Origin of the sequence: Hyphomicrobium sp. MC1 (assembly GCF_000253295.1) — a bacterium.
Taxonomy (GTDB): domain Bacteria; phylum Pseudomonadota; class Alphaproteobacteria; order Rhizobiales; family Hyphomicrobiaceae; genus Hyphomicrobium_B.
In genome coordinates this window covers 21,228-39,403 of sequence record NC_015717.1, presented here as the reverse complement: position 1 = coordinate 39,403, position 18,176 = coordinate 21,228, and the positions used below count along the sequence as shown (strand labels likewise).

Below are 18,176 nucleotides of genomic sequence, written 5' to 3'. Positions count from 1 at the left end.
GATGAGAAACGTCCGCTTCACCGGAAAATGCAGGAAAGGTCAAGACGGCGCTAAAAAAGCGCCTATCGCAGCAGCGGATCGAGGATGAAGTTCTCGTGCGGTTTCGGCGGCGCGTCCGAATTCTTGCCGGGGTCGGCGGCATCCGCCGATTTGGCCTCGCCCGACGCCTTAGCGCCCGGCGGCGGCTCCAGCGGCCCCTTAACGCCGCAGCCCGCAAAACCTGCGGCCACAGCGCCAAGCAGCACCATGGTCCCCCAGGTCCTCATGCAGCGCAAAAGCGCGGCCATGCCCAAATTCACTCCAGAACCCCTCAACCCGCGAAGCCTGCGGGCAACCCTTCCTGGTACTTAGCCCTTCTGCCGGGCCTTTTCCAACCGCCGAAGCCACTGGCGCGCCATTTTGGCGACGTTCTGTGGCGCGGTTCCCCCATAACTGGTCCGGCTTTTCACCGAGTTTTCCACAGACAGCACCGAGAATACGGCTTTTGTGATGCGCGGCTCGACCTTTTGCATCTCTTCGAGTGAAAGCTGTTCGAGATCAATGCCTTTCGTCTCGGCGACCTTGACGATCGAGCCCGTGACGTGGTGCGCCTCGCGGAACGGCATCTTGAGTTCGCGAACGAGCCAGTCGGCAAGATCGGTCGCCGTCGAATAACCGCGCCCTGCAGCGGCCCGCATGGCGTCCGCATTGGGTTCGAGGTCGGAGATCATGCCCGCCATCGCCGCCATCACGAGACGCAGGCTCGACAGCGCGTCGAACGTCGTCTCCTTGTCTTCCTGCATGTCCTTCGAATAGGCGAGCGGCAGCCCCTTCATCACGATGACGAGACCCTGGAACGCCGACGCGATGCGCCCAACCTTGGCGCGCGCCAGCTCGGCCGCATCCGGATTGCGCTTCTGCGGCATGATCGACGAGCCCGTCGTGAAGCGGTCGGAAAGCTTCACGAAGCCGAACTGCGGCGTCATCCAGATCACGATTTCTTCTGCAAGCCGCGAGAAATGCACCGCTGTAATGGTGGCGGCCGCCAGCGTCTCCATCGCGAAATCGCGGTCCGACACGCCGTCGAGCGAGTTCGCCATCGGCCGGTCGAAGCCCAGCGACTCGGCTGTCTTTTCACGGTCGATGGGGAATGACGTTCCCGCCAGCGCCGCAGACCCAAGCGGACTTTCATTGAGACGTTTGCGCGCATCGGCAAAGCGACCGCGATCGCGCGCGATCATTTCGACGTAGGCCAGCAGATGATGACCGAACGTCACAGGCTGCGCGGGTTGCAGATGCGTGAAGCCGGGCATGACGGTCGCCGCATGCGCTTCCGCCTTCTCCGCCAGCGCCTGCTGGACCGCGGCAAGCGCCACGTCGATGCCGTCAATCGCATCGCGCACAAAGAGCCGGAAATCGGTCGCAACCTGGTCGTTGCGCGAGCGCGCCGTGTGCAACCGCCCCGCCGCTGCACCGATAAGATCCTTAAGACGGCTCTCGACGTTCATGTGCACGTCTTCGAGCGCACGCGAAAACGTGAACGTCCCAGCGTCGATCTCCGCCTTGATCTTGTCCAGACCCTTTGCAATCTCGCGCGCGTCGGCCTTCGTGATGATGCCCGCTTCGGCTAACATCTCCGCATGCGCCTTCGAGCCGCGAATGTCTTGCGGGGCAAGCGCCTTGTCGAAGCCGATCGAGGCATTTATCTCCTGCATGATCTCCGCGGGAGACATTGCAAAACGGCCACCCCACATGGCATTGGCGGGCTTGTCGGTCACGAACGGCTCCGTATCAGAGAAACGAACAAGGTTAGCAGATGGCAGCGAACAGTAAGGCACGGCCGCAGAAAGCACTTTGGATCGTGGCGCTGTCGGCGCTTGCCGGGTTCGGCGCCGTATACGTCATCGGGGGCTGGTTCGACAACAAAGCGACGGAGATTTCTAGTGCCGCAGCCCAGGATTCATCCGCTCCGGCCGTCGGTGCGTCGGGCAACTCGTCCTTCAAGCTCGGCGAGATGGCGGCATTTGTGACGAAGAAGCCGCCCGAAGCGCTCCCCGACATCACCTTCGAGGACGCCGCCGGGAAAGAAGTTCACCTGTCGAGCTTCAAGGGCAAGACGATCCTGTTGAACCTGTGGGCGACGTGGTGCGGGCCTTGCCGCGAAGAAATGCCCGCGCTGAACAAGCTGCAAAAGGAAATGGGCAGCGACAAATTCGAGGTCGTCACGCTCAGCCTCGACCGCGGCGGCTACGAAGCCTCCCGCAAATTTCTCGACGAGCTGAAAGCCACCGACGTGCACCTCTACGCCGATCCGACGGCGAAACAGGGCATGGCCCTGAAGCTGATCGGCATGCCGACGACGATCCTGATCAACAAGGACGGCTTGGAAGTCGGTCGACTGGCAGGCTCGGCGAAATGGGATTCCGCTGACGCCAAAAAGCTCATCGAAACCGCGATCAATTAAGCCCGCACAGCCTCGGGCTCATCCCACCACTCTTGCAAATAGCAGCCTTACCGAAAGCAATCGTCATCCTCGGCTTTATGCCGAGGATTCATGTTCCCGCCCGGGCAATTGCTCAATCAATCCTCGGGACAAGCCCGAGGACGATGCCAGTTTCTTGAAGATTACTTCTTCTTCGCCGCCTTGACCTTCTGCGTCAGAGCCGAAGCCGCCGCCGACTTGGCTTCCTTGCTGGCCGTCTTGCTCTTCAAAATCTTGGCCGCAGACGAAGCCACTTTCGCGCTGGTCGTTTCCGTGCTGCCCTTCTGCGTCAGGGCCGAAGCCGCAACCGCCTTTTCCGCCTTCGTCGCCGTCTTGCTCTTCAGGACCTTCGAAGCAGCCGACGCGACTTTCTTGCTCGTGCTTTCCGATTTCGCCATGGACATCGCTTTCTTGTTGCAGCGGCCGCAGTGGCGCGGTCCGACGAGGGCGAACCATGCCAGATTCGATATGCGGGCGGAATCACACCGAAGCCCGAACGCAACCGATTTCCAGCATCCTTTATGCGGATGCTCCGTGGGCGGCCTCTCGGGTCAACCAGGAATAGACAAGCCGAGGGTCAAGCAGAAATTGACACCCCACGTCCAAGAGGCGACAAGGCGCGTCTCGTATGACGATACCCAGCCCTTGGAGAAGACTTCCCATGACGAACGATGCGCTGAAATCCACCATTGAAGCGGCATGGGAGGCCCGTGACGGCATTTCGTTCGACACCAAAGGCGAAGTCCGCGACGCCGTCGAAACGGCCCTGAACCTCTTGGACAACGGCCAGGTCCGCGTCGCCGAGAAGGTGAACGGCGCTTGGACCGTCAACCAGTGGCTGAAGAAGGCCGTTCTTTTGTCCTTCCGCCTCAATGACATGGAGATGATCTCGGGCGGCCCGGCCGGGAGCTACTTCTGGGACAAGGTGCCTCCGAAGTTCGCAGGCTGGACCGAAGCTGATTTCCGCAAGGGCGGTTTCCGCGTCCTGCCCGGCGCAGTCGTCCGCCGCTCGGCCTACATCGCCCCCGGCGCAGTCGTGCTGCCCGCCTTCATCAATCTCGGCGCCTACGTTGACAGCGGCACCATGGTCGACACCTGGGCGACGGTCGGAAGCTGCGCGCAGATCGGTAAGAACTGCCACATTTCAGGCGGCGCCGGCATCGGCGGCGTGCTCGAACCGCTCCAGGCCGGTCCGGTCGTGATTGAAGACAACTGCTTCATCGGCGCCCGCGCCGAAGTGGCCGAAGGCGTCGAAGTCGGCGAAGGCTCCGTGTTGTCGATGGGCGTCTACCTCGGCGCTTCGACGACGATCATCGACCGCGCCACGGGGGAAAAATTCTTCGGCAAGGTGCCGCCCTATTCCGTAGTCGTCTCGGGAACGATGCCGGGCAAGCAGCTGCCCAACGGCGAGCCGGGCCCGAACCTCTACTGCGCCGTCATCGTCAAGCGCGTCGATGCCAAGACCCGCTCGAAGACCAGCATCAACGAACTCTTGCGGGATTGATCGTGGCGCCGCGCAGCTACCGAGCCCTCGGCCCCGCGAAAATCGTGGAAACGCTCGAAAGGCTCGAGCTGCGCATCTCGTCTCGATTTCCCGGATCGGGCCTGTCGCGCGTTTGCGACAGCCTGATCGACGTTGCGAAACAAACATCGCAACGCATCGAATACGTCTCGCGTCCGAACTGGGTGCTGCGCCTGCTTTTGATTGTCATGATCGGCGGAGCGCTGGCGACGTTGCTTTACTTCACATCGCAGATTTCTTCCCTCAAAGGCACCGACGAACTCTCAGAAGCGGTGCAGGGTCTGGACGCCCTGTTCAATCTCGTTGTGCTCTTGGGCGGCGGCGCCTTCTTCGTCTCGACGCTCGAAACCCGCTGGAAGCGCGCCCGTGCCTTGAGTGCGCTGCACGAGCTTCGCTCCATCGTGCACGTCATCGATATGCACCAATTGACCAAAGACCCCAGCGCCATGGGCGCGATAAGAACCGAGCAGTCACCGGCCCGCAACCTGACACCCATCGAACTCGTCCGCTATCTGGACTATTGTTCTGAGATGCTGTCGCTGACAGCGAAATGCTCCGCTCTCTATGCCGAACGGCTGAGTGACTCCGTCATCGTCGATACGGTAGGCGATCTGGAACGGCTGACATCGGAACTGTCGAATAAAATTTGGCAAAAAATTACGATCATCGAAACGCTCTACGGCCGCGACGTACCATTGCCATCGATCGAACAGACCTCTAGAAATCCCGGCTTATCATGACCCTCGTTCCGACAGATCCCGTAGCGCTCGCGCAGGCTCTCATTCGCTGCGAAAGCGTCACGCCCGACGAAGCCGGCGCTCTGACGCTGCTGCAAAACGTGCTCGAACCGGCCGGTTTCACGTGCCATCGTCTCGTGTTCTCGGAACCCGGCACGCCCGACGTCGATAACCTCTATGCGCGCCTGGGTACCGGCAGACCGCATCTTTCGTTTGCTGGCCATACCGACGTCGTTCCCGTCGGCAACGAAGCGGCCTGGACGGTCCCCCCATTTGCCGGAGAAGTGCGCGACGGTATTCTCTACGGTCGCGGCGCTGTCGATATGAAAGGCTGCGTCGCCGCGTTCCTCGCCGCCGCCATGAAGTACATTCATCACTACAATGGCCTGCCGCGCGGCTCATTGTCGTTCATCATCACGGGCGACGAAGAAGGCCCGTCGATCAACGGCACGATGAAAATTCTCGACTGGCTGAAAGCGCGTGACGAAGTCGTCGATGCCTGTCTCGTCGGCGAACCGTCGAACCCGAAAGCTTTAGGTGATGAAATCCGCATCGGGCGGCGGGGCTCGCTGACAATCGATCTTATCGTGCACGGCAAGCAGGGCCACTCGGCCTATCCGCAGCTCGCGGACAATCCGGTGCCGAAGCTCGCGCGCATCATCGACCGGCTGTCGACCACGAAACTCGACGACGGCACCGAAAACTTCCAACCGTCGGACTTGCAGGTGACGGTCGTCTCCGTGCCGAACACAGCGACGAACGTCATCCCCGGCCGCGCAGTGGCGCGCGCGAATATTCGCTATAACGACGCCTGGACGCGCCCCAAGATCGAAGACTGGGTCAGCAAGACGGTCGCCGCCGCCGCAAAAGAAGTCGACGCCAAATACGATCTTGAATTTTCCGGTACCGGCGACGTCTTCCTGACGAAGCCCGGCCCGCTTGTTTCCACACTGAAAGACGCGGTCAAATCCGTCACCGGCCGGACGCCCGCGCTGACGACCGGCGGCGGCACGTCGGATGCGCGTTTCATCAGAGATATTTGCCCTGTGGTCGAGTTCGGCCTCGTCAACGCCACGATCCATCAGGTCGACGAGCACACGAGCATCTCCGATCTCGAAACCCTGACGACGATCTACGAACGCTTCATCACGAATTATTTCCGCAACGGCTGAAGCTTTTCTCTGCGCCCTCGGCTCCCCTTCGCGGAGCCGGCCACCAGCGCGAGTTTGTTGAAACAGTCGTCGGCCGTTGAGTGAGACGCGATCCGCGCCAAAACCACCGTCATGCCGACGGAGGTCGGCACCCAGACAAGTTTCAAAATGACCAGTGTTGCGAGTTGACTGGATCCCGGCCTGCGCCGGGATGACGGAATGAATTGGTCCGCCACTGCCGCTCCAAGCCCGAGCGTGCGGCCGGCTCGCCGCAATGGGAGCGCCAACAAAACTTCCGTTTCGGGCGGCCGGCGCGCGGAACGCATGTCGCCCGACCGCCGTCGACTGTTTCAACATGCCCGCGCCGACGGCCGGCTCCGCGAAGCGGAGTCGTCGGCGCCAACAAAAAAGGCCGCCGTGGCTCCGGCGGCCTTTTCGAATTCAACCCCGCTGAGGCCGAGTCTTAGATCGACTCTTTCAGCTCTTTCGCGGCGCGGAAAGCGATCTTCTTCGAAGCCTTGATCTTGATGGCTTCGCCCGTTGCCGGGTTGCGGCCCATGCGTGCCGGGCGCTTGCGGACCTGAAGAACGCCGAGGCCACCGATACGGATGCGCGCGCCCTTCTTGAGGTTCTTCGCGATCTGAGCAACGAGATCTTCGAGCAGTGCAACCGACTGCTTCTTCGGAATCTCATGCGTTTCCGCGAGCGTCGCGGCCATGTGCTTCAACGTGACGGTATCGATCTTAGCCTTAGCTGGCGCTTTGGCTGGTGCTTTCTTTGCTGGCGCTGCTGCCTTTGCCATTGTCATCCCTCTTGATGCGAATACGAATCGTTTTCAGTTCGAACACTACATCGACAAAGTCCAAAAACACGCTGTTTTAGGGCCTTTTTCGAATGAGGTCGGCGAAAAGAGCAGCATTTGTTGCCCGAAAGCAAGCGCGACATAACGCTTAGACGCAAAAAAAACGCCAAAATGCGGGATTTTGGCGTCTAAAGGGAAGAACGACAGGGGAAAGTAGGGACGAAAGATCAGAAGGTCAGCACGCTTCCGCCGGTGACATCGACCGTCTGACCGGTAATCCAACGCGACTTCGAACTGGCCAGAAAGGCGACGACATCGGCGACGTCTTCGGGCTGACCGATACGTTTCAGTGCCTGCTTCCCGATCGCAAATGCCTGCCCCTCGGGATTGCTGACAAAGTCGGCGGCCATATCCGTATTGATGACGCCCGGTGCCACGGTATTGACGGTAATGCCTCGCGGTCCGAGTTCCACCGCCAAGGATTTCGCCAGATTATCGAGAGGAGCTTTGAGCATCGAATAGGCTGCAACGGCCGGAAGCGGCGTGCGGACGACACCGGAGGATGTCGAGATGATGCGCCCGTTGTCTTTGAGGCGTTTGACCGCTTCTTGCGTGATAAAGAACAGAGATTTGACGTTGACGTTGTAGATCTCATCGAAAACGTCTTCGGTCGTCTCGTTGAAACCGACGAACGGCGCGATGCCCGCATTATTGACGAGAATATCGAACTTCGTGTCGCCCGTGCGCTGCTTCAACTCCTGATCGACGCCAGCGAACAACGCCTGGGCCGCGCCCTTCTTCGTCAGATCGGCGCCGACTGCGAAGGCATCCCCGCCGCTGGCCTTGATCTTTGCGACGACTTCATCGGCCCCGGCTTTGCTTTTTCCATAATGGACGGCGACCAGCGCGCCTTCCGCCGCGAGCGTTTCGGCAATGCTGCGCCCGATGCCACGGCTGGCGCCAGTGACGACTGCGATCTTTCCGGCAAGAGATTTGGACATGTTCATCTCGCGTTTTTTCTCAAACGATCTGTCCTTCTAAGGTTGGCCGGCCCATCCGGCCGGCACCCCGGACGAGGCATCAGATAATCCCTATATTCGGTAGTTCAAGATTTTCGAACTATTGAAATCTCACATTCTCGTGGTTATCTTTTTGCTTATGCAGAGGCCCTTTGTTCATCCCGCCGTTGAAGACGTGACGCTTGAGAGCGTGCTCTATGCGCTCGCCGATCCGACACGCCTTGAGATCGTGAAAACGCTGGCGACCGGCGGTTGTGCCATGAACTGTTCCAAGGCCGCGCCGGCCGATCTGCCGAAATCGACGCAGTCGCATCATTTCCAGGTGCTGCGCGAGGCGGGCCTGATCCGTTCTGAACGTCGCGGCACCGAAGTCGTCAATTCGCTGCGTTGCGCAGAGCTCGACAAGCGTTTTCCGGGCGTCATCGCGTCGATCCTCAAAGCCAGCGAGAAATCGAAGAAACGCTAAAACGGCGCGTCGTCTGACAGCAGCTCTTTGGCGGACGCGCCGTCATGCCTATCTCCAGGGCGGACATTACGGTCCGCTAGGGAGAGAAAGATGAGCTACGTCGACGGTTTTGTCGTCCCGGTCCCATTCGAGAGATTGAAAGATTACCGCAAGCTGTCGAAACGAGCCGGCAAGGTTTGGCGCGAGCACGGCGCGCTCGCCTACGTCGAATGCGTCGGCGATGACGTCCCGCCCGGCAAGCACACATCGTTTACGAAGGCCGTCAAACTGAAGGACGGCGAGGTCGTCGTCTTTTCCTGGATCGTCTTCAATTCGCGCGCGCACCGCGACGCCGTGAACAAGAAGGTAATGAGCGATCCACGCTTCGCCACCCTGATGAAAGTCACCCCCTTCGACGGCAAACGCCTGATCTACGGCGGCTTCAAACCGATCATCGAGATGTAAGCGCTTTTGCCGACGCATCCGCGTCAATAAAGAGCCCGCGATTGGCGGCCGGCTTGGCGAAGCCAAGTCGCCAATCGCAATCAAAGAACCTACTTAAAATGCTTCGAGAGCTTCAGGCCCTGGCCTTGATAGTTCGATTTGAGGCCCTGACCGTAGAGCGTCGCGGGCGTCTCGATCATGCGCTCGTAGATCAGCCTGCCAATGATTTGCCCGTCTTCGAGAATGAACGGCACTTTGTGCGAGCGAACTTCCAGCACGACGCGTGATCCGTTGCCACCCGCCGCGGCATGCCCGAAGCCTGGGTCCATGAAACCCGCATAATGCACGCGAAACTCGCCGACCAGCGGGTTGAACGGCACCATCTCGGCCGCGTGTGTCGGCGGCACATGCACGGCTTCTTTCGAAGCCAGAATATAGAACTGATCCGGATCGAGGATCAGCCGGTGCTTATCCTTGACGTGGATCGGATCCCAATAATCTTCGATCGGATAGGCGCCGACGCGATCGACATCGACGACACCCGTATGCCGCCGCGCGCGAAACCCGACCAAACCGTCTCCGTGACCTGAAAGATCGACGGTCAGCGCGATGCCGCCTGCAATATCCGCGTCCTGCGCCGAAACCAATCGTTCCTTGGCGTGAAGCTCGCGCAGTACCTCGTCGCTGTCGGCGGCGGGCCCGTTGCGGAACCGAATTTGCGACAGCCGCGATCCCTTACGCACCACGATGGGAAACGTCTGCGGACAGATCTCGGCATAAAGCGGCCCGTGATACCCGCGCGGAATCTGATCGAACGCGCCGACGCCATCCGCGATGACGCGCGTAAACACGTCAAGTCGTCCGGTTGAGCTTTTCGGGTTTGCCGAGGCTTCGATATCCGCCGGAAGCGCCAGCGTTTCGAGCAACGGCACGATATAGACGCAGCCCGTTTCGAGAACCGCACCCTGACTGAGGCTAATCGTATGCAACGCCAATTCATCGAGCTTGCCCTGCACCTTGCCGCCCGGACGCGGCAGAAAGCTCGCACGCACGCGATAGGCAACCGCGCCAAGCCGCAGATCGAGACTTGCAGGCTGTACCTGACCTTCCGCGGGCGGCTCCGCCAGCACGATCTCCCCGTCCGCGATCATGTGTGAAATCGCCTGCGACGGCAGAATACCGACCGCGCGCTCGCGCCGTTTATGCACTGACGTGGATTTTTCTGCTTTGGTCATTCGTTTCGGCTCAGCCCCTTCGCACCCCGTCTAGAGCAGCCGCAAGTCTTCGCCAAGGGCAGCAATCTTCACCATACACGCTTTGCTGGCCCCTCAAGTCCACCTCTTGACGCAACCAGCCACGAGCGGTAAGCCCGACGCCGATTTCGTGGTCCTTTGGCCGGCCGGCTTGCAGCCACGTTAAACAAATCGCTAAAGAGGCCGTGCGCGCACCCGGTTTCCCGCGCCCGGCTTTTATCAGCCGGCAGCTCGGAACCGGGATTTTTATTGCGCGAAAGGCCAAGCCCATGGCGAATGACGAGAAGTTCCCGAACAACAATCCGGCCTGGCGGCCTGAGACGGCGCTCGTGCATGCGGGCATCACCCGCTCGCACTGGGGCGAGACGTCCGAAGGTCTGTTTCTGACGCAGGGCTTCGTCTACGACAGCGCCGAGCAGGCGGAAGCCCGCTTCAAGCAGGAAGATCCAGGCTATCAATACACGCGCTTCGGCAATCCGACGATTTCGATGTTCGAAGATCGCCTGAAGATCTTCGAAGGCGCCGAGGAATGCCGCGCCACCGCGACCGGCATGGCCGCCGTCACCGCCGCGATCCTGTCTTACGTCAAAACCGGCGATCACATCGTCGCCGCCCGCGCGCTGTTCGGATCGTGCCGTTACATCGTCGAAACGCTGTGTCCGCGCTTCGGCATCGAGGCGACGCTGATCGACGGCAAGGACCTCGACGCGTGGAAGGCAGCCATTCGCCCGAATACCAAGATGTTCTTCTTCGAGACGCCGTCGAACCCGACGCTCGAACTCGTCGATATCGCCGGCGTCTGCAAAATCGCCCACGACAACGGCATCTTCACGATCGTGGACAATGTTTTTGCAACCCCGATGCTGCAACGGCCGCTGGCGCTCGGCGCCGATATCGTCGTCTACTCCACGACGAAGCACATCGACGGCCAGGGCCGCTGCCTCGGCGGCGCCGTGCTCGGCAAGACCGACTTCGTCGGCAAGTATGTCCAGGAATGGCTGCGCCAGACCGGCCCGTCGATGAGCCCGTTCAACGCCTGGGTCATGCTGAAAGGCCTTGAAACACTGCCGATCCGCGTGAAAGCCCAATGCGAAACGGCAGCCAAGATCGCCGATGTGCTGACCGGCCTCAAAGGCGTGACGCGTGTGATTTACCCTGGCCGCGCCGACCATCCGCAGGCGGCGCTTGCAGCCAAGCAGATGCCGGGCGGCGGCCAGATGGTCGCCTTCGAGGTCGAAGGCGGCAAAGCCGGTGCATTCCGGTGCCTTAACGCGCTCCGCATCATCCGTATTTCCAACAATCTCGGCGATGCCAAGAGCCTCGTTACGCACCCGGCCACAACGACGCATTTCCGCCTGACGCCCGACCAGCGCTCGGAACTCGGCATTAGTGATGGTATGATCCGTCTTTCGATCGGGCTTGAAGCCGCTGAAGATTTGGCGGACGATCTCGCCAACGCGATGAAGACGATGACGGGGTGATGGGAGCCATGAGTAAAAGTACGCCGACAACGCCGACAAAACGGCAGGCCGCTGACGACTTTCACGCCTACGAATCGACGACGCGCGGCATCCGCATCCGCGTCGAGCCGAAGTACATGGAAGAGCAGTCCTCTCCCGAGGACAGCCATTTCGTCTGGTCCTACGCCGTCGAAATCTCCAATGACGGCAACGAGACCGTGCAGCTTCGCTCGCGCATGTGGCGGATCACCGACGCGCACGGCCGCACCGAAGAAGTGCGCGGCGCCGGCGTCGTCGGCCAGACGCCCGTCATCGAGCCGGGCAGGGCATTTCACTACACGTCGGGTTGCCCACTCAAGACGCCGCAAGGCATCATGGTCGGCAGCTATCAGATGACCGACGAGGCTGGCCAGCTTTTCGAAGTGGCCATTCCGGCGTTCTCGCTCGATAGCCCCTACACGCGACGCAGCATGAACTGACCGGCCATCAGCCGATGAGCGCAGCAAAAGGCAAAAGCTTCACACCCGTCGAATTGCTCGCGCGCCTCGTGGCCTTCGATACGACGAGTTCGAAGAACAATCTCGGGCTGATCGCTTTCGTCGAAGATTATCTAGCAGGCCACGGCGTCGCCTCGCGCCGCATCGTCAGCGACGACGGGCAGAAATCATCGCTCTACGCGACCATCGGACCGGACGACGAAGGCGGCGTTGCACTGTCGGGCCACACCGACGTCGTGCCGGTCGACGGCCAGACCTGGACCAGCGATCCGTTCACGCTGCGATCCGAAGGCGGCAAGCTCTACGGCCGCGGCTCCGCCGATATGAAGGGCTTTATCGCTTCCGCACTTGCCGCCGTTCCGAGCTACAAGGCGCGCAAGCTCAAAAAGCCGATCCACTTGGCGTTTTCTTACGACGAGGAAATCGGTTGCATCGGCGTCCGCCCGATGATCGCCGAACTCGGCAAGGATCTTCCCAAGCCTCGCATGGTCATCGTTGGCGAACCGACGAGCATGCAGGTCGTCGATGCGCACAAAGGGCCGGTGCGCTGGCAGGTCGATGTCAAAGGCCGCGCTGCGCATTCGAGCATGGCGCATCTCGGCGTCAATGCCGTCACCTACGCGACACGCCTCATCGGCGAGCTCGAGCGCATGGAGCAAGAGCTGAAGCAGCGCGTGATCGACATCCGCTTTGAGCCGCCCTATTCGACGCTTCAAGTCACCAAGATCGACGGCGGCACCGCAACGAATATCGTGCCGATCGGTTGCACGTTCGTTTTCGACATTCGTGCGCTGCCGGGCCTCGACCCGGACGAGATCGAAACGCGCCTGCGCCGTTTCGCGGAAAAGCGCTGTCTTCCGGAAATGCACGAAATCGCACCGGAAGCCGACATCCGTATCGAACGTGTCAACGCCGTTCCCCCGTTCGGCGCCGAGCGAAAATCCGAGGTTGTCGCGCTCGCGTTGAAGCTCACCGGACAAAACGAAACCTACGGCGTCTCCTACGGCACCGAGGCCGGTCTCTTTCAGGAGGCAGGCGCTCCCGCCGTCGTCTGCGGCCCGGGCGACATCGCGCAGGCCCACACCGCCGACGAGTGGATCGCCGAAAGCCAGATTGCGAAATGCATGGATTTTCTCGACCGCCTCGGCGACTGGGCCGAGACGTGATCGCCCTCGAACCGTGTTTTTTCGCTCCAATTCCGGCATAAACCGAAAATTACAAGCGGCTGCAAAGACTTACGATCCGCCAAGATGTGTGGCACGCTTGCGACAGCTCATGCGACAAGTTGAGCAAACACACGACTTTTTTCCGCTACCGCCGTGCTTCCGACCCACTGTTCGGCGTACCAATCCAGCCTAGCCGCCGAGCATCGCAATTTAAGAGACGCGCCCATGTCGAAACGCATCTATCTGCTTACCGCATCCGCGTGCGCGATTTCAGCGGCGATCGCATTGGGCGGCTGTTCTACGGCCTCACTCCCGAGCGTCGGCTCGATCAACCCGTTCGGCAGCGGCAACACGATTTCCGAAATCGACCGCGCTTACCTTCAGGCGGCCGGAAGCTGGGACCAGAACCACGATAGCGTTGTCACCTGCGACGAGTGGAAGTCCTACGCCGAGGATCTATTCAACGGCGCCGACGCCAACCACGATGATTTTCTCGACGCCACCGAATGGCAGAACCTGACGAACGTCGACAAGATGTTCGTAACGGCCGACCTCAAATACTTCGACGCCAACGGCGACGGCAAAGTCTCGCGCCAGGAATTCGTCGACAAGCCGAACCCGGCTTTCGTCCTGATGGACAAGTCCGGAACCTGTAAGCTCGACGCCAACCAGATCGCCAGCGCCCGTTCGAAGACGGAGTACGATCTGTCTGGAACGAAGCCGCAAAACAGCGACCCGCGTGAGCAAGGCGGCCAGGTCGGTCAGGCAGCAAACGGCGCTCTTCCGGGACAATAACGCCAGCGCGGAGCGCGGCGGGATGACGGTCTAGCCCCCGCTCTCCCGCAGCTCGTCCGGCGAAAAGACGTAACGCTTCGTGCAGAATTCGCACGTGACGACGATCTTGCCGTTGTCATCCAGCATGTCCGACAGCTCGGCCGCACCGAACGCCGAGAGCACGTTCTCGACCTTTTCCCGGCTACACCGGCAGAACGCCGAAAGCGGAATGACACGCTCGACCGCCACGGCTTCTTCGTGGAACAGCCGCAACAACAGTCGCTCGACCGAAAGCCCAGGATCGAGCAGCTCATGATCTTCAACCGTCGCCGCCAGCATTTCGACGCGCTTCCAGTCGTCGTCGCTCAGGCCCTCGCTCTCGTCCGATGCGCCGAGGCTCTGCACCATCAAGCCGCCTGCCCGCCGATGCCAGCGGGACTGAGGATGTGGCTCCTGTCGCGATCCGACGTACTGCTCTGCGACAGCCGAGCGAATGAATGTCGGCAGATTTTCGCGCTGCTGAAAGTAGGCCGCGACCGTACCCGACAGCGGCGCATGCTCGAACGCCAGCACGCCCTGATAGCGCTCTTCACCTGGCCCGGAATCGAGCGTGATCGCCAGATGCCCGTCCCCGAACGCCGCCGCGATATCGGATCGCGTCGCACCTTGCGTGAAGACCTTAAGTTTCTCGGCATCGTACCGCGCATAGCCGCGCAGTTTCCCGCTCGCTGCGTAATCCGCAACGAGAATGGACACCGCCCCGTCTGAGCGCATCATCAGATTGAGATTGCCGGCCGGGGGAAGCACCGATCCGCACAGTGCCGCAAGCGCCAGCGCTTCCGACAGCGCGCGTCCCGGCAGATCGGGCATCGCGTGCGGCGTGACGATCGCATCTAATGTGGCGCCGAGCCGAACGAGACGCCCGCGAATATTTGAATTCTGCGTGCGAAACGCGACGACGACATCATCTGCCGGAATGGAAGGCGGCGCTGGCGGTGCATCAACCGGCATCGGCAGAACCCTCCATCAGGCGCCGAAGCACCACGCCAGAATGGCCTTCTGAGCATGCAGACGGTTTTCGGCTTCGTCGAAAATCACCGACTGCGGACCCTCAAGCACCGCTTCCGAAACCTCATGGCCCCGATAGGCGGGCAGGCAATGCATGAAGATCGCGTTCTTCGCTGCCTTGCTCATCAGCTTTTCATCGACCGCGTAGGGCGCCAGCATCTTCTTGCGCTTCGCCGCATCCGACTGCCCCATCGAAACCCAGGTATCGGTCACGACGCAATCGACGCCTTTCACAGCACGATCCGGGTCCGTCCCGATCTCGACGTCACCCTTCTCGCGTGTGACCCACTCGACGGCCTCATCTTCAGGGAACAGCGCTTTCGGGCACGCCAGCCGCAGCTTGAAGCCGAAGCGGACCGCCGCATGCATCCACGACACGGCAACGTTGTTGCCGTCACCGACCCAGGCGACCGTCTTACCCTTGATCGGCCCCAAGTGCTCCTCGAACGTCTGGATATCGGCCATCACCTGACACGGATGGCTCTTTTCCGTCAGACCGTTGATGACCGGGATCGTCGCGTATTTCGCAAGCTCCGCCAGCGTCGCGTGCGCGTTGGCGCGGATCATGATGCCGTCGACATACCGCGACAACACCCGCGCCGTGTCAGCTACCGACTCCCCACGCCCAAGCTGCAAATCGGTGTGATTGAGAACCAGTCCGCCACCGCCGAGCTGGCGCATGGCGACATCGAACGAAACGCGTGTTCGCGTCGACGGCTTCTCGAAGATCATCGCCAGCACGAGATCCTCGATGCCCTTCGGCCGCAGCTCCTTCGGAACGCGCTTGCCCGCTTTCTTCATCGCGTGCGCTGCGTCGATGATCTTGCGCAGCGTCTTGCCGTCGAGATCTGAGATATCGAGGAAGTGCCGAGGAGACTGTTTGGAGGTCATGAATTCGGGAGCTTTCTCCAGCTCTTCTACCAAGCCGGACATCAGGACGTTTCACCAGCCACGCGGCCAAGCGCGCGGGAAAGAGCGAGCAACCCATCGGAAATATCCTGATCGGTCGCGATGAGAGGCGGCAGCACGCGCACGCAGTTGTCGCCCGCGCCGACGAGCAGCAGTTTTTCAGCGTTGGCGGCTTTCACCACTTGCGGCGGCGTGACGTGCGACTTGAGCTTCAGCCCCATGAGCAGGCCGGCGCCACGCACCTCTTCGATAAGATCGGCGTGCTGATCCTTGAGCCCTTCAAGACCCTGTTTCAGCCGCAGCGTCTTATCACGCACGGCTTCGAGAAAATCCGGCTCGGAGACAATGTCGATGACGGTCGAGGCGACCACCATGCCGAGCGGGTTGCCGCCGAACGTCGAGCCGTGTGTGCCGGGCGTCATGCCCTTCGCTGCTTCTGCCGTCGCCAGCACCGCGCCGACGGGAAAGCCGCCGCCGAAGCCTTTGGCGACCGCCATCACGTCCGGCGTAATGCCTGCCCATTCGTGCGCGAAGAGCTTGCCCGTACGGCCCATGCCGGTCTGGACTTCGTCCAGCACGAGCAGCACACCGTGCTTGTCGCAAAGCTCGCGAACGGCTTTCAAAAATTCCGGCGTCGCCGTGCGAACGCCGCCCTCACCCTGGATCGGCTCCAGCATGATCGCGGCGGTTTCCGGCCCGATCGCCGCTTCGACGGCCGCGACATCGCCGAGGTCGACATGGTCGAAGCCCTCGACCGTCGGCCCGAAACCTTCGAGATATTTCTCATTGCCCGCGGCAGCCAGCGTCGCCAGCGTCCGCCCATGGAAGGCGCCGCGGAACGCAATGATCCGCTGCCGTTCGGGCTGGCCGGAAACATAATGATAGCGGCGCGCCACCTTGATCGCGCCTTCGCACGCTTCCGCCCCGGAATTGCAGAAGAAAACCGTTTCGGCGAACGTCAGCCGCGTCAGCTTCTCGGCGACCGTCTCCTGGCCTTCGACGCGATAAAGGTTCGACGTATGCCAGAGCTTTTCCGCCTGGGCTTTCAGCGCCGCGACGAGTTGCGGATGCGCATGCCCCAGCGCGTTGACGGCAACGCCGGAGCCGAAATCGAGATAGCGCTCTCCGGTATCGGATGTCAGCCAGCAGCCCTCGCCACGGACGAAGACGACGTCCTGGCGGGCATATGTACCCATCACAGCGGACGATGGGCCGCTGGAAACAGCTGTGTCTGAAGCGCTACGGGGAGCTTTCCCCAACGCAGCAGAGGAACTTCCCATGGCGCGTGGATAACCCTGAGCAGAAAATCAAAAAGCCGCCAAATTCGGCGGCTCGATCACAACCCCTGATACCTCCTGACGGCTTCGCTGTCAATAAAAGCTCTGCCGCGCCGCCCGCGATCCCGAACCCAAAGTTCAACGCCAGATGCTTATGGTTGAATCGCCCCCAGCCATGCACGGAAATCTGACATATCCCCTGCTGCGAATCGTCTGTGGCCTCCTCGCAACTTTTCCCTGTCAATACCCCTAATGTGAAAGCTCCGGCTTGTAGGCGGGATTCAGCATGTTGTAATCTCTCCTAGTCAGGCCACGAGATATGGCGGCGCCAGTCGCTAAATCCTCGGTTGTGTATCGGCTCTGACCGCGCTTTGGGCAATCTGCCAGTTGGCGGCCGCCCGCGTCTCTCGCGCGTTTCTGTTCTGCGTCTTCTCAAGTTTTTGCGTTTGTAACCGGTTTGGGACCGTCGTCCTTCGCCGCGCGTCGCGTTCGTTTACGCGCGCTTGGCATGGGCTCGATTTCGGCCGGGGTAATCGCGGGCACCGGGGGGTGTTCCGCCGCTGATGCGGCTCGAGAGGGAGCAATCGACGCTATGTGGACTGATGAGCGCGTGGACCTTTTAAAAAGACTCTGGTCTGAAGGACTGAGCGCCAGCCAGATCGCCGGACGCCTCGGCAGCGTAACGCGCAACGCTGTCATCGGCAAAGTCCATCGCCTGGGCCTTTCCGGCCGCGCCACCACCTCGCGGATGAAGTCGCACCGCCCGCGCACCCGCTTGGCGAATGTGAAACGGCCCGTCAACAAACCGCGCTTTGCGCAAGTCGGCAATCCGGCCGTGCGCGCGCTCTATGTAGACGCCGAAACTTACGTGGCGCCTGCAGAGGAGATCGAGATTCCGGTCGCCGAGCGCAAAACCATTCAGACGCTGAGCGAGTGCAGCTGCCGCTGGCCGATCGGCGATCCTCAATCTGCCGATTTCCATTTCTGCGGCAAACCGAAGGTTCCCGCGCTGCCCTATTGCGAGGTGCATGCCCGCCGCGCGTTCCAGCCGGTCGCTCCGCGTCGCCGCGAACGCACCGAGATCGAAGCGCCTGTTGCGGTCAGCCTTCCGGCGCCTGCCATCGCTGGTTCCGATCCAAAACAGAGATCCTGACGGGATTGCCCGCCGGCCGGCTGGGGGGCAGGCTTGGC

At 61.2% G+C, this 18,176-nt stretch carries 20 protein-coding genes and 1 riboswitch; of the genes, 11 read left to right on the top strand and 9 right to left on the bottom strand.

The genetic code is table 11. The features are described 5' to 3' along the window. Nucleotides 1-62: 62 nt before the first annotated feature. The gene (locus HYPMC_RS00195) at nt 63-248 is read right to left on the bottom strand and encodes a lipoprotein (protein ID WP_244420946.1); all 186 of its coding nucleotides are present in this window, start codon (nt 246-248) and stop codon (nt 63-65) included. 99 nt (nt 249-347) lie between these two features. Continuing rightward, nucleotides 348-1,757 (bottom strand): argininosuccinate lyase, encoded by a 1,410-nt coding sequence (gene argH, locus HYPMC_RS00190; RefSeq protein ID WP_013945699.1) that lies wholly within the window; start codon nt 1,755-1,757, stop codon nt 348-350. Between the two features lie 38 nt (nt 1,758-1,795). Here argH and HYPMC_RS00185 point away from each other — a divergent pair, with 38 nt between their 5' ends. Next, nucleotides 1,796-2,443 carry a TlpA family protein disulfide reductase gene (locus tag HYPMC_RS00185; protein ID WP_013945698.1) on the top strand — a complete coding sequence of 216 codons (648 nt, stop codon included), beginning with the start codon at nt 1,796-1,798 and terminating at the stop codon, nt 2,441-2,443. Between the two features lie 161 nt (nt 2,444-2,604). Here the strand turns inward: HYPMC_RS00185 and HYPMC_RS00180 are convergent, their stop codons facing one another. After that, the gene (locus HYPMC_RS00180; RefSeq protein ID WP_013945697.1) at nt 2,605-2,859 is read right to left on the bottom strand and encodes a hypothetical protein; all 255 of its coding nucleotides are present in this window, start codon (nt 2,857-2,859) and stop codon (nt 2,605-2,607) included. Between the two features lie 263 nt (nt 2,860-3,122). Between HYPMC_RS00180 and dapD the strand changes: the two genes are divergently transcribed. The 3 genes from dapD to dapE are packed head-to-tail and all read left to right on the top strand — an operon-like array spanning nt 3,123 to nt 5,892. After that, a complete protein-coding gene (gene dapD, locus HYPMC_RS00175) occupies nt 3,123-3,965 on the top strand; it encodes a 2,3,4,5-tetrahydropyridine-2,6-dicarboxylate N-succinyltransferase (protein WP_013945696.1) in 843 nt (280 codons plus the stop codon). Nucleotides 3,966-3,967: 2 nt separating this feature from the next. Further along, complete coding sequence (locus tag HYPMC_RS00170) at nt 3,968-4,723, top strand: hypothetical protein (protein WP_013945695.1); 756 nt, start codon at nt 3,968-3,970, stop codon at nt 4,721-4,723. Continuing rightward, nucleotides 4,720-5,892 (top strand): succinyl-diaminopimelate desuccinylase, encoded by a 1,173-nt coding sequence (gene dapE, locus HYPMC_RS00165; RefSeq protein ID WP_013945694.1) that lies wholly within the window; start codon nt 4,720-4,722, stop codon nt 5,890-5,892. The genes HYPMC_RS00170 and dapE overlap by 4 nt, the downstream gene beginning before the upstream one ends. Before the next feature lie 442 nt (nt 5,893-6,334). Here dapE and HYPMC_RS00155 read toward each other — a convergent pair whose 3' ends face one another. Together HYPMC_RS00155 and HYPMC_RS00150 are read right to left on the bottom strand one after the other, a co-directional pair. Continuing rightward, the gene (locus HYPMC_RS00155) at nt 6,335-6,673 is read right to left on the bottom strand and encodes an HU family DNA-binding protein (RefSeq protein WP_013945692.1); all 339 of its coding nucleotides are present in this window, start codon (nt 6,671-6,673) and stop codon (nt 6,335-6,337) included. 227 nt (nt 6,674-6,900) lie between these two features. Then, nucleotides 6,901-7,674 carry an SDR family NAD(P)-dependent oxidoreductase gene (locus HYPMC_RS00150; RefSeq protein ID WP_013945690.1) on the bottom strand — a complete coding sequence of 258 codons (774 nt, stop codon included), beginning with the start codon at nt 7,672-7,674 and terminating at the stop codon, nt 6,901-6,903. Between the two features lie 157 nt (nt 7,675-7,831). Between HYPMC_RS00150 and HYPMC_RS00145 the strand changes: the two genes are divergently transcribed. Next, the gene (locus HYPMC_RS00145) at nt 7,832-8,158 is read left to right on the top strand and encodes a helix-turn-helix transcriptional regulator (protein ID WP_013945689.1); all 327 of its coding nucleotides are present in this window, start codon (nt 7,832-7,834) and stop codon (nt 8,156-8,158) included. A gap of 90 nt (nt 8,159-8,248) precedes the next feature. Further along, nucleotides 8,249-8,602, top strand: a complete 354-nt coding sequence (locus HYPMC_RS00140; protein WP_013945688.1) for a DUF1428 domain-containing protein — start codon at nt 8,249-8,251, stop codon at nt 8,600-8,602. A gap of 89 nt (nt 8,603-8,691) precedes the next feature. Here the strand turns inward: HYPMC_RS00140 and HYPMC_RS00135 are convergent, their stop codons facing one another. Continuing rightward, a complete protein-coding gene (locus tag HYPMC_RS00135) occupies nt 8,692-9,816 on the bottom strand; it encodes a 2'-deoxycytidine 5'-triphosphate deaminase (protein ID WP_013945686.1) in 1,125 nt (374 codons plus the stop codon). Between the two features lie 138 nt (nt 9,817-9,954). Then, nucleotides 9,955-10,033: riboswitch (SAM riboswitch) on the top strand. A 70-nt stretch (nt 10,034-10,103) separates the two neighbouring features. Between HYPMC_RS00135 and metZ the strand changes: the two genes are divergently transcribed. From metZ to HYPMC_RS00115, 4 genes are all read left to right on the top strand, one after another. Continuing rightward, entirely contained in the window at nt 10,104-11,315 is a 1,212-nt protein-coding gene (gene metZ / locus HYPMC_RS00130; RefSeq protein WP_013945685.1) for an O-succinylhomoserine sulfhydrylase, read from the top strand. An 8-nt stretch (nt 11,316-11,323) separates the two neighbouring features. Next, nucleotides 11,324-11,773, top strand: coding sequence for a Co2+/Mg2+ efflux protein ApaG (gene apaG, locus HYPMC_RS00125; RefSeq protein WP_157135373.1), 450 nt, complete (start codon nt 11,324-11,326; stop codon nt 11,771-11,773). Between the two features lie 14 nt (nt 11,774-11,787). Then, entirely contained in the window at nt 11,788-12,957 is a 1,170-nt protein-coding gene (gene argE, locus HYPMC_RS00120; protein WP_013945683.1) for an acetylornithine deacetylase, read from the top strand. A 225-nt stretch (nt 12,958-13,182) separates the two neighbouring features. Then, complete coding sequence (locus tag HYPMC_RS00115; protein WP_013945682.1) at nt 13,183-13,752, top strand: histidine kinase; 570 nt, start codon at nt 13,183-13,185, stop codon at nt 13,750-13,752. A gap of 30 nt (nt 13,753-13,782) precedes the next feature. Here the strand turns inward: HYPMC_RS00115 and HYPMC_RS00110 are convergent, their stop codons facing one another. Genes HYPMC_RS00110 through HYPMC_RS00100 form a run of 3 tightly spaced genes read right to left on the bottom strand, consistent with a single transcriptional unit; the run spans nt 13,783 to nt 16,904 of the window. Further along, nucleotides 13,783-14,742, bottom strand: coding sequence for an Hsp33 family molecular chaperone HslO (locus HYPMC_RS00110; protein ID WP_013945681.1), 960 nt, complete (start codon nt 14,740-14,742; stop codon nt 13,783-13,785). A gap of 15 nt (nt 14,743-14,757) precedes the next feature. Beyond that, nucleotides 14,758-15,732 (bottom strand): ornithine carbamoyltransferase, encoded by a 975-nt coding sequence (argF, locus tag HYPMC_RS00105; RefSeq protein ID WP_013945680.1) that lies wholly within the window; start codon nt 15,730-15,732, stop codon nt 14,758-14,760. Next, on the bottom strand, nt 15,732-16,904 hold the full coding sequence (locus tag HYPMC_RS00100; RefSeq protein WP_024275111.1) for an aspartate aminotransferase family protein: 1,173 nt from the start codon (nt 16,902-16,904) through the stop codon (nt 15,732-15,734). The genes argF and HYPMC_RS00100 overlap by 1 nt, the downstream gene beginning before the upstream one ends. Before the next feature lie 673 nt (nt 16,905-17,577). On the opposite strand from HYPMC_RS00100, the gene HYPMC_RS00095 reads away from it, so the two are divergent. Next, nucleotides 17,578-18,138 (top strand): GcrA family cell cycle regulator, encoded by a 561-nt coding sequence (locus tag HYPMC_RS00095; RefSeq protein ID WP_013945677.1) that lies wholly within the window; start codon nt 17,578-17,580, stop codon nt 18,136-18,138. Nucleotides 18,139-18,176: the final 38 nt, after the last annotated feature.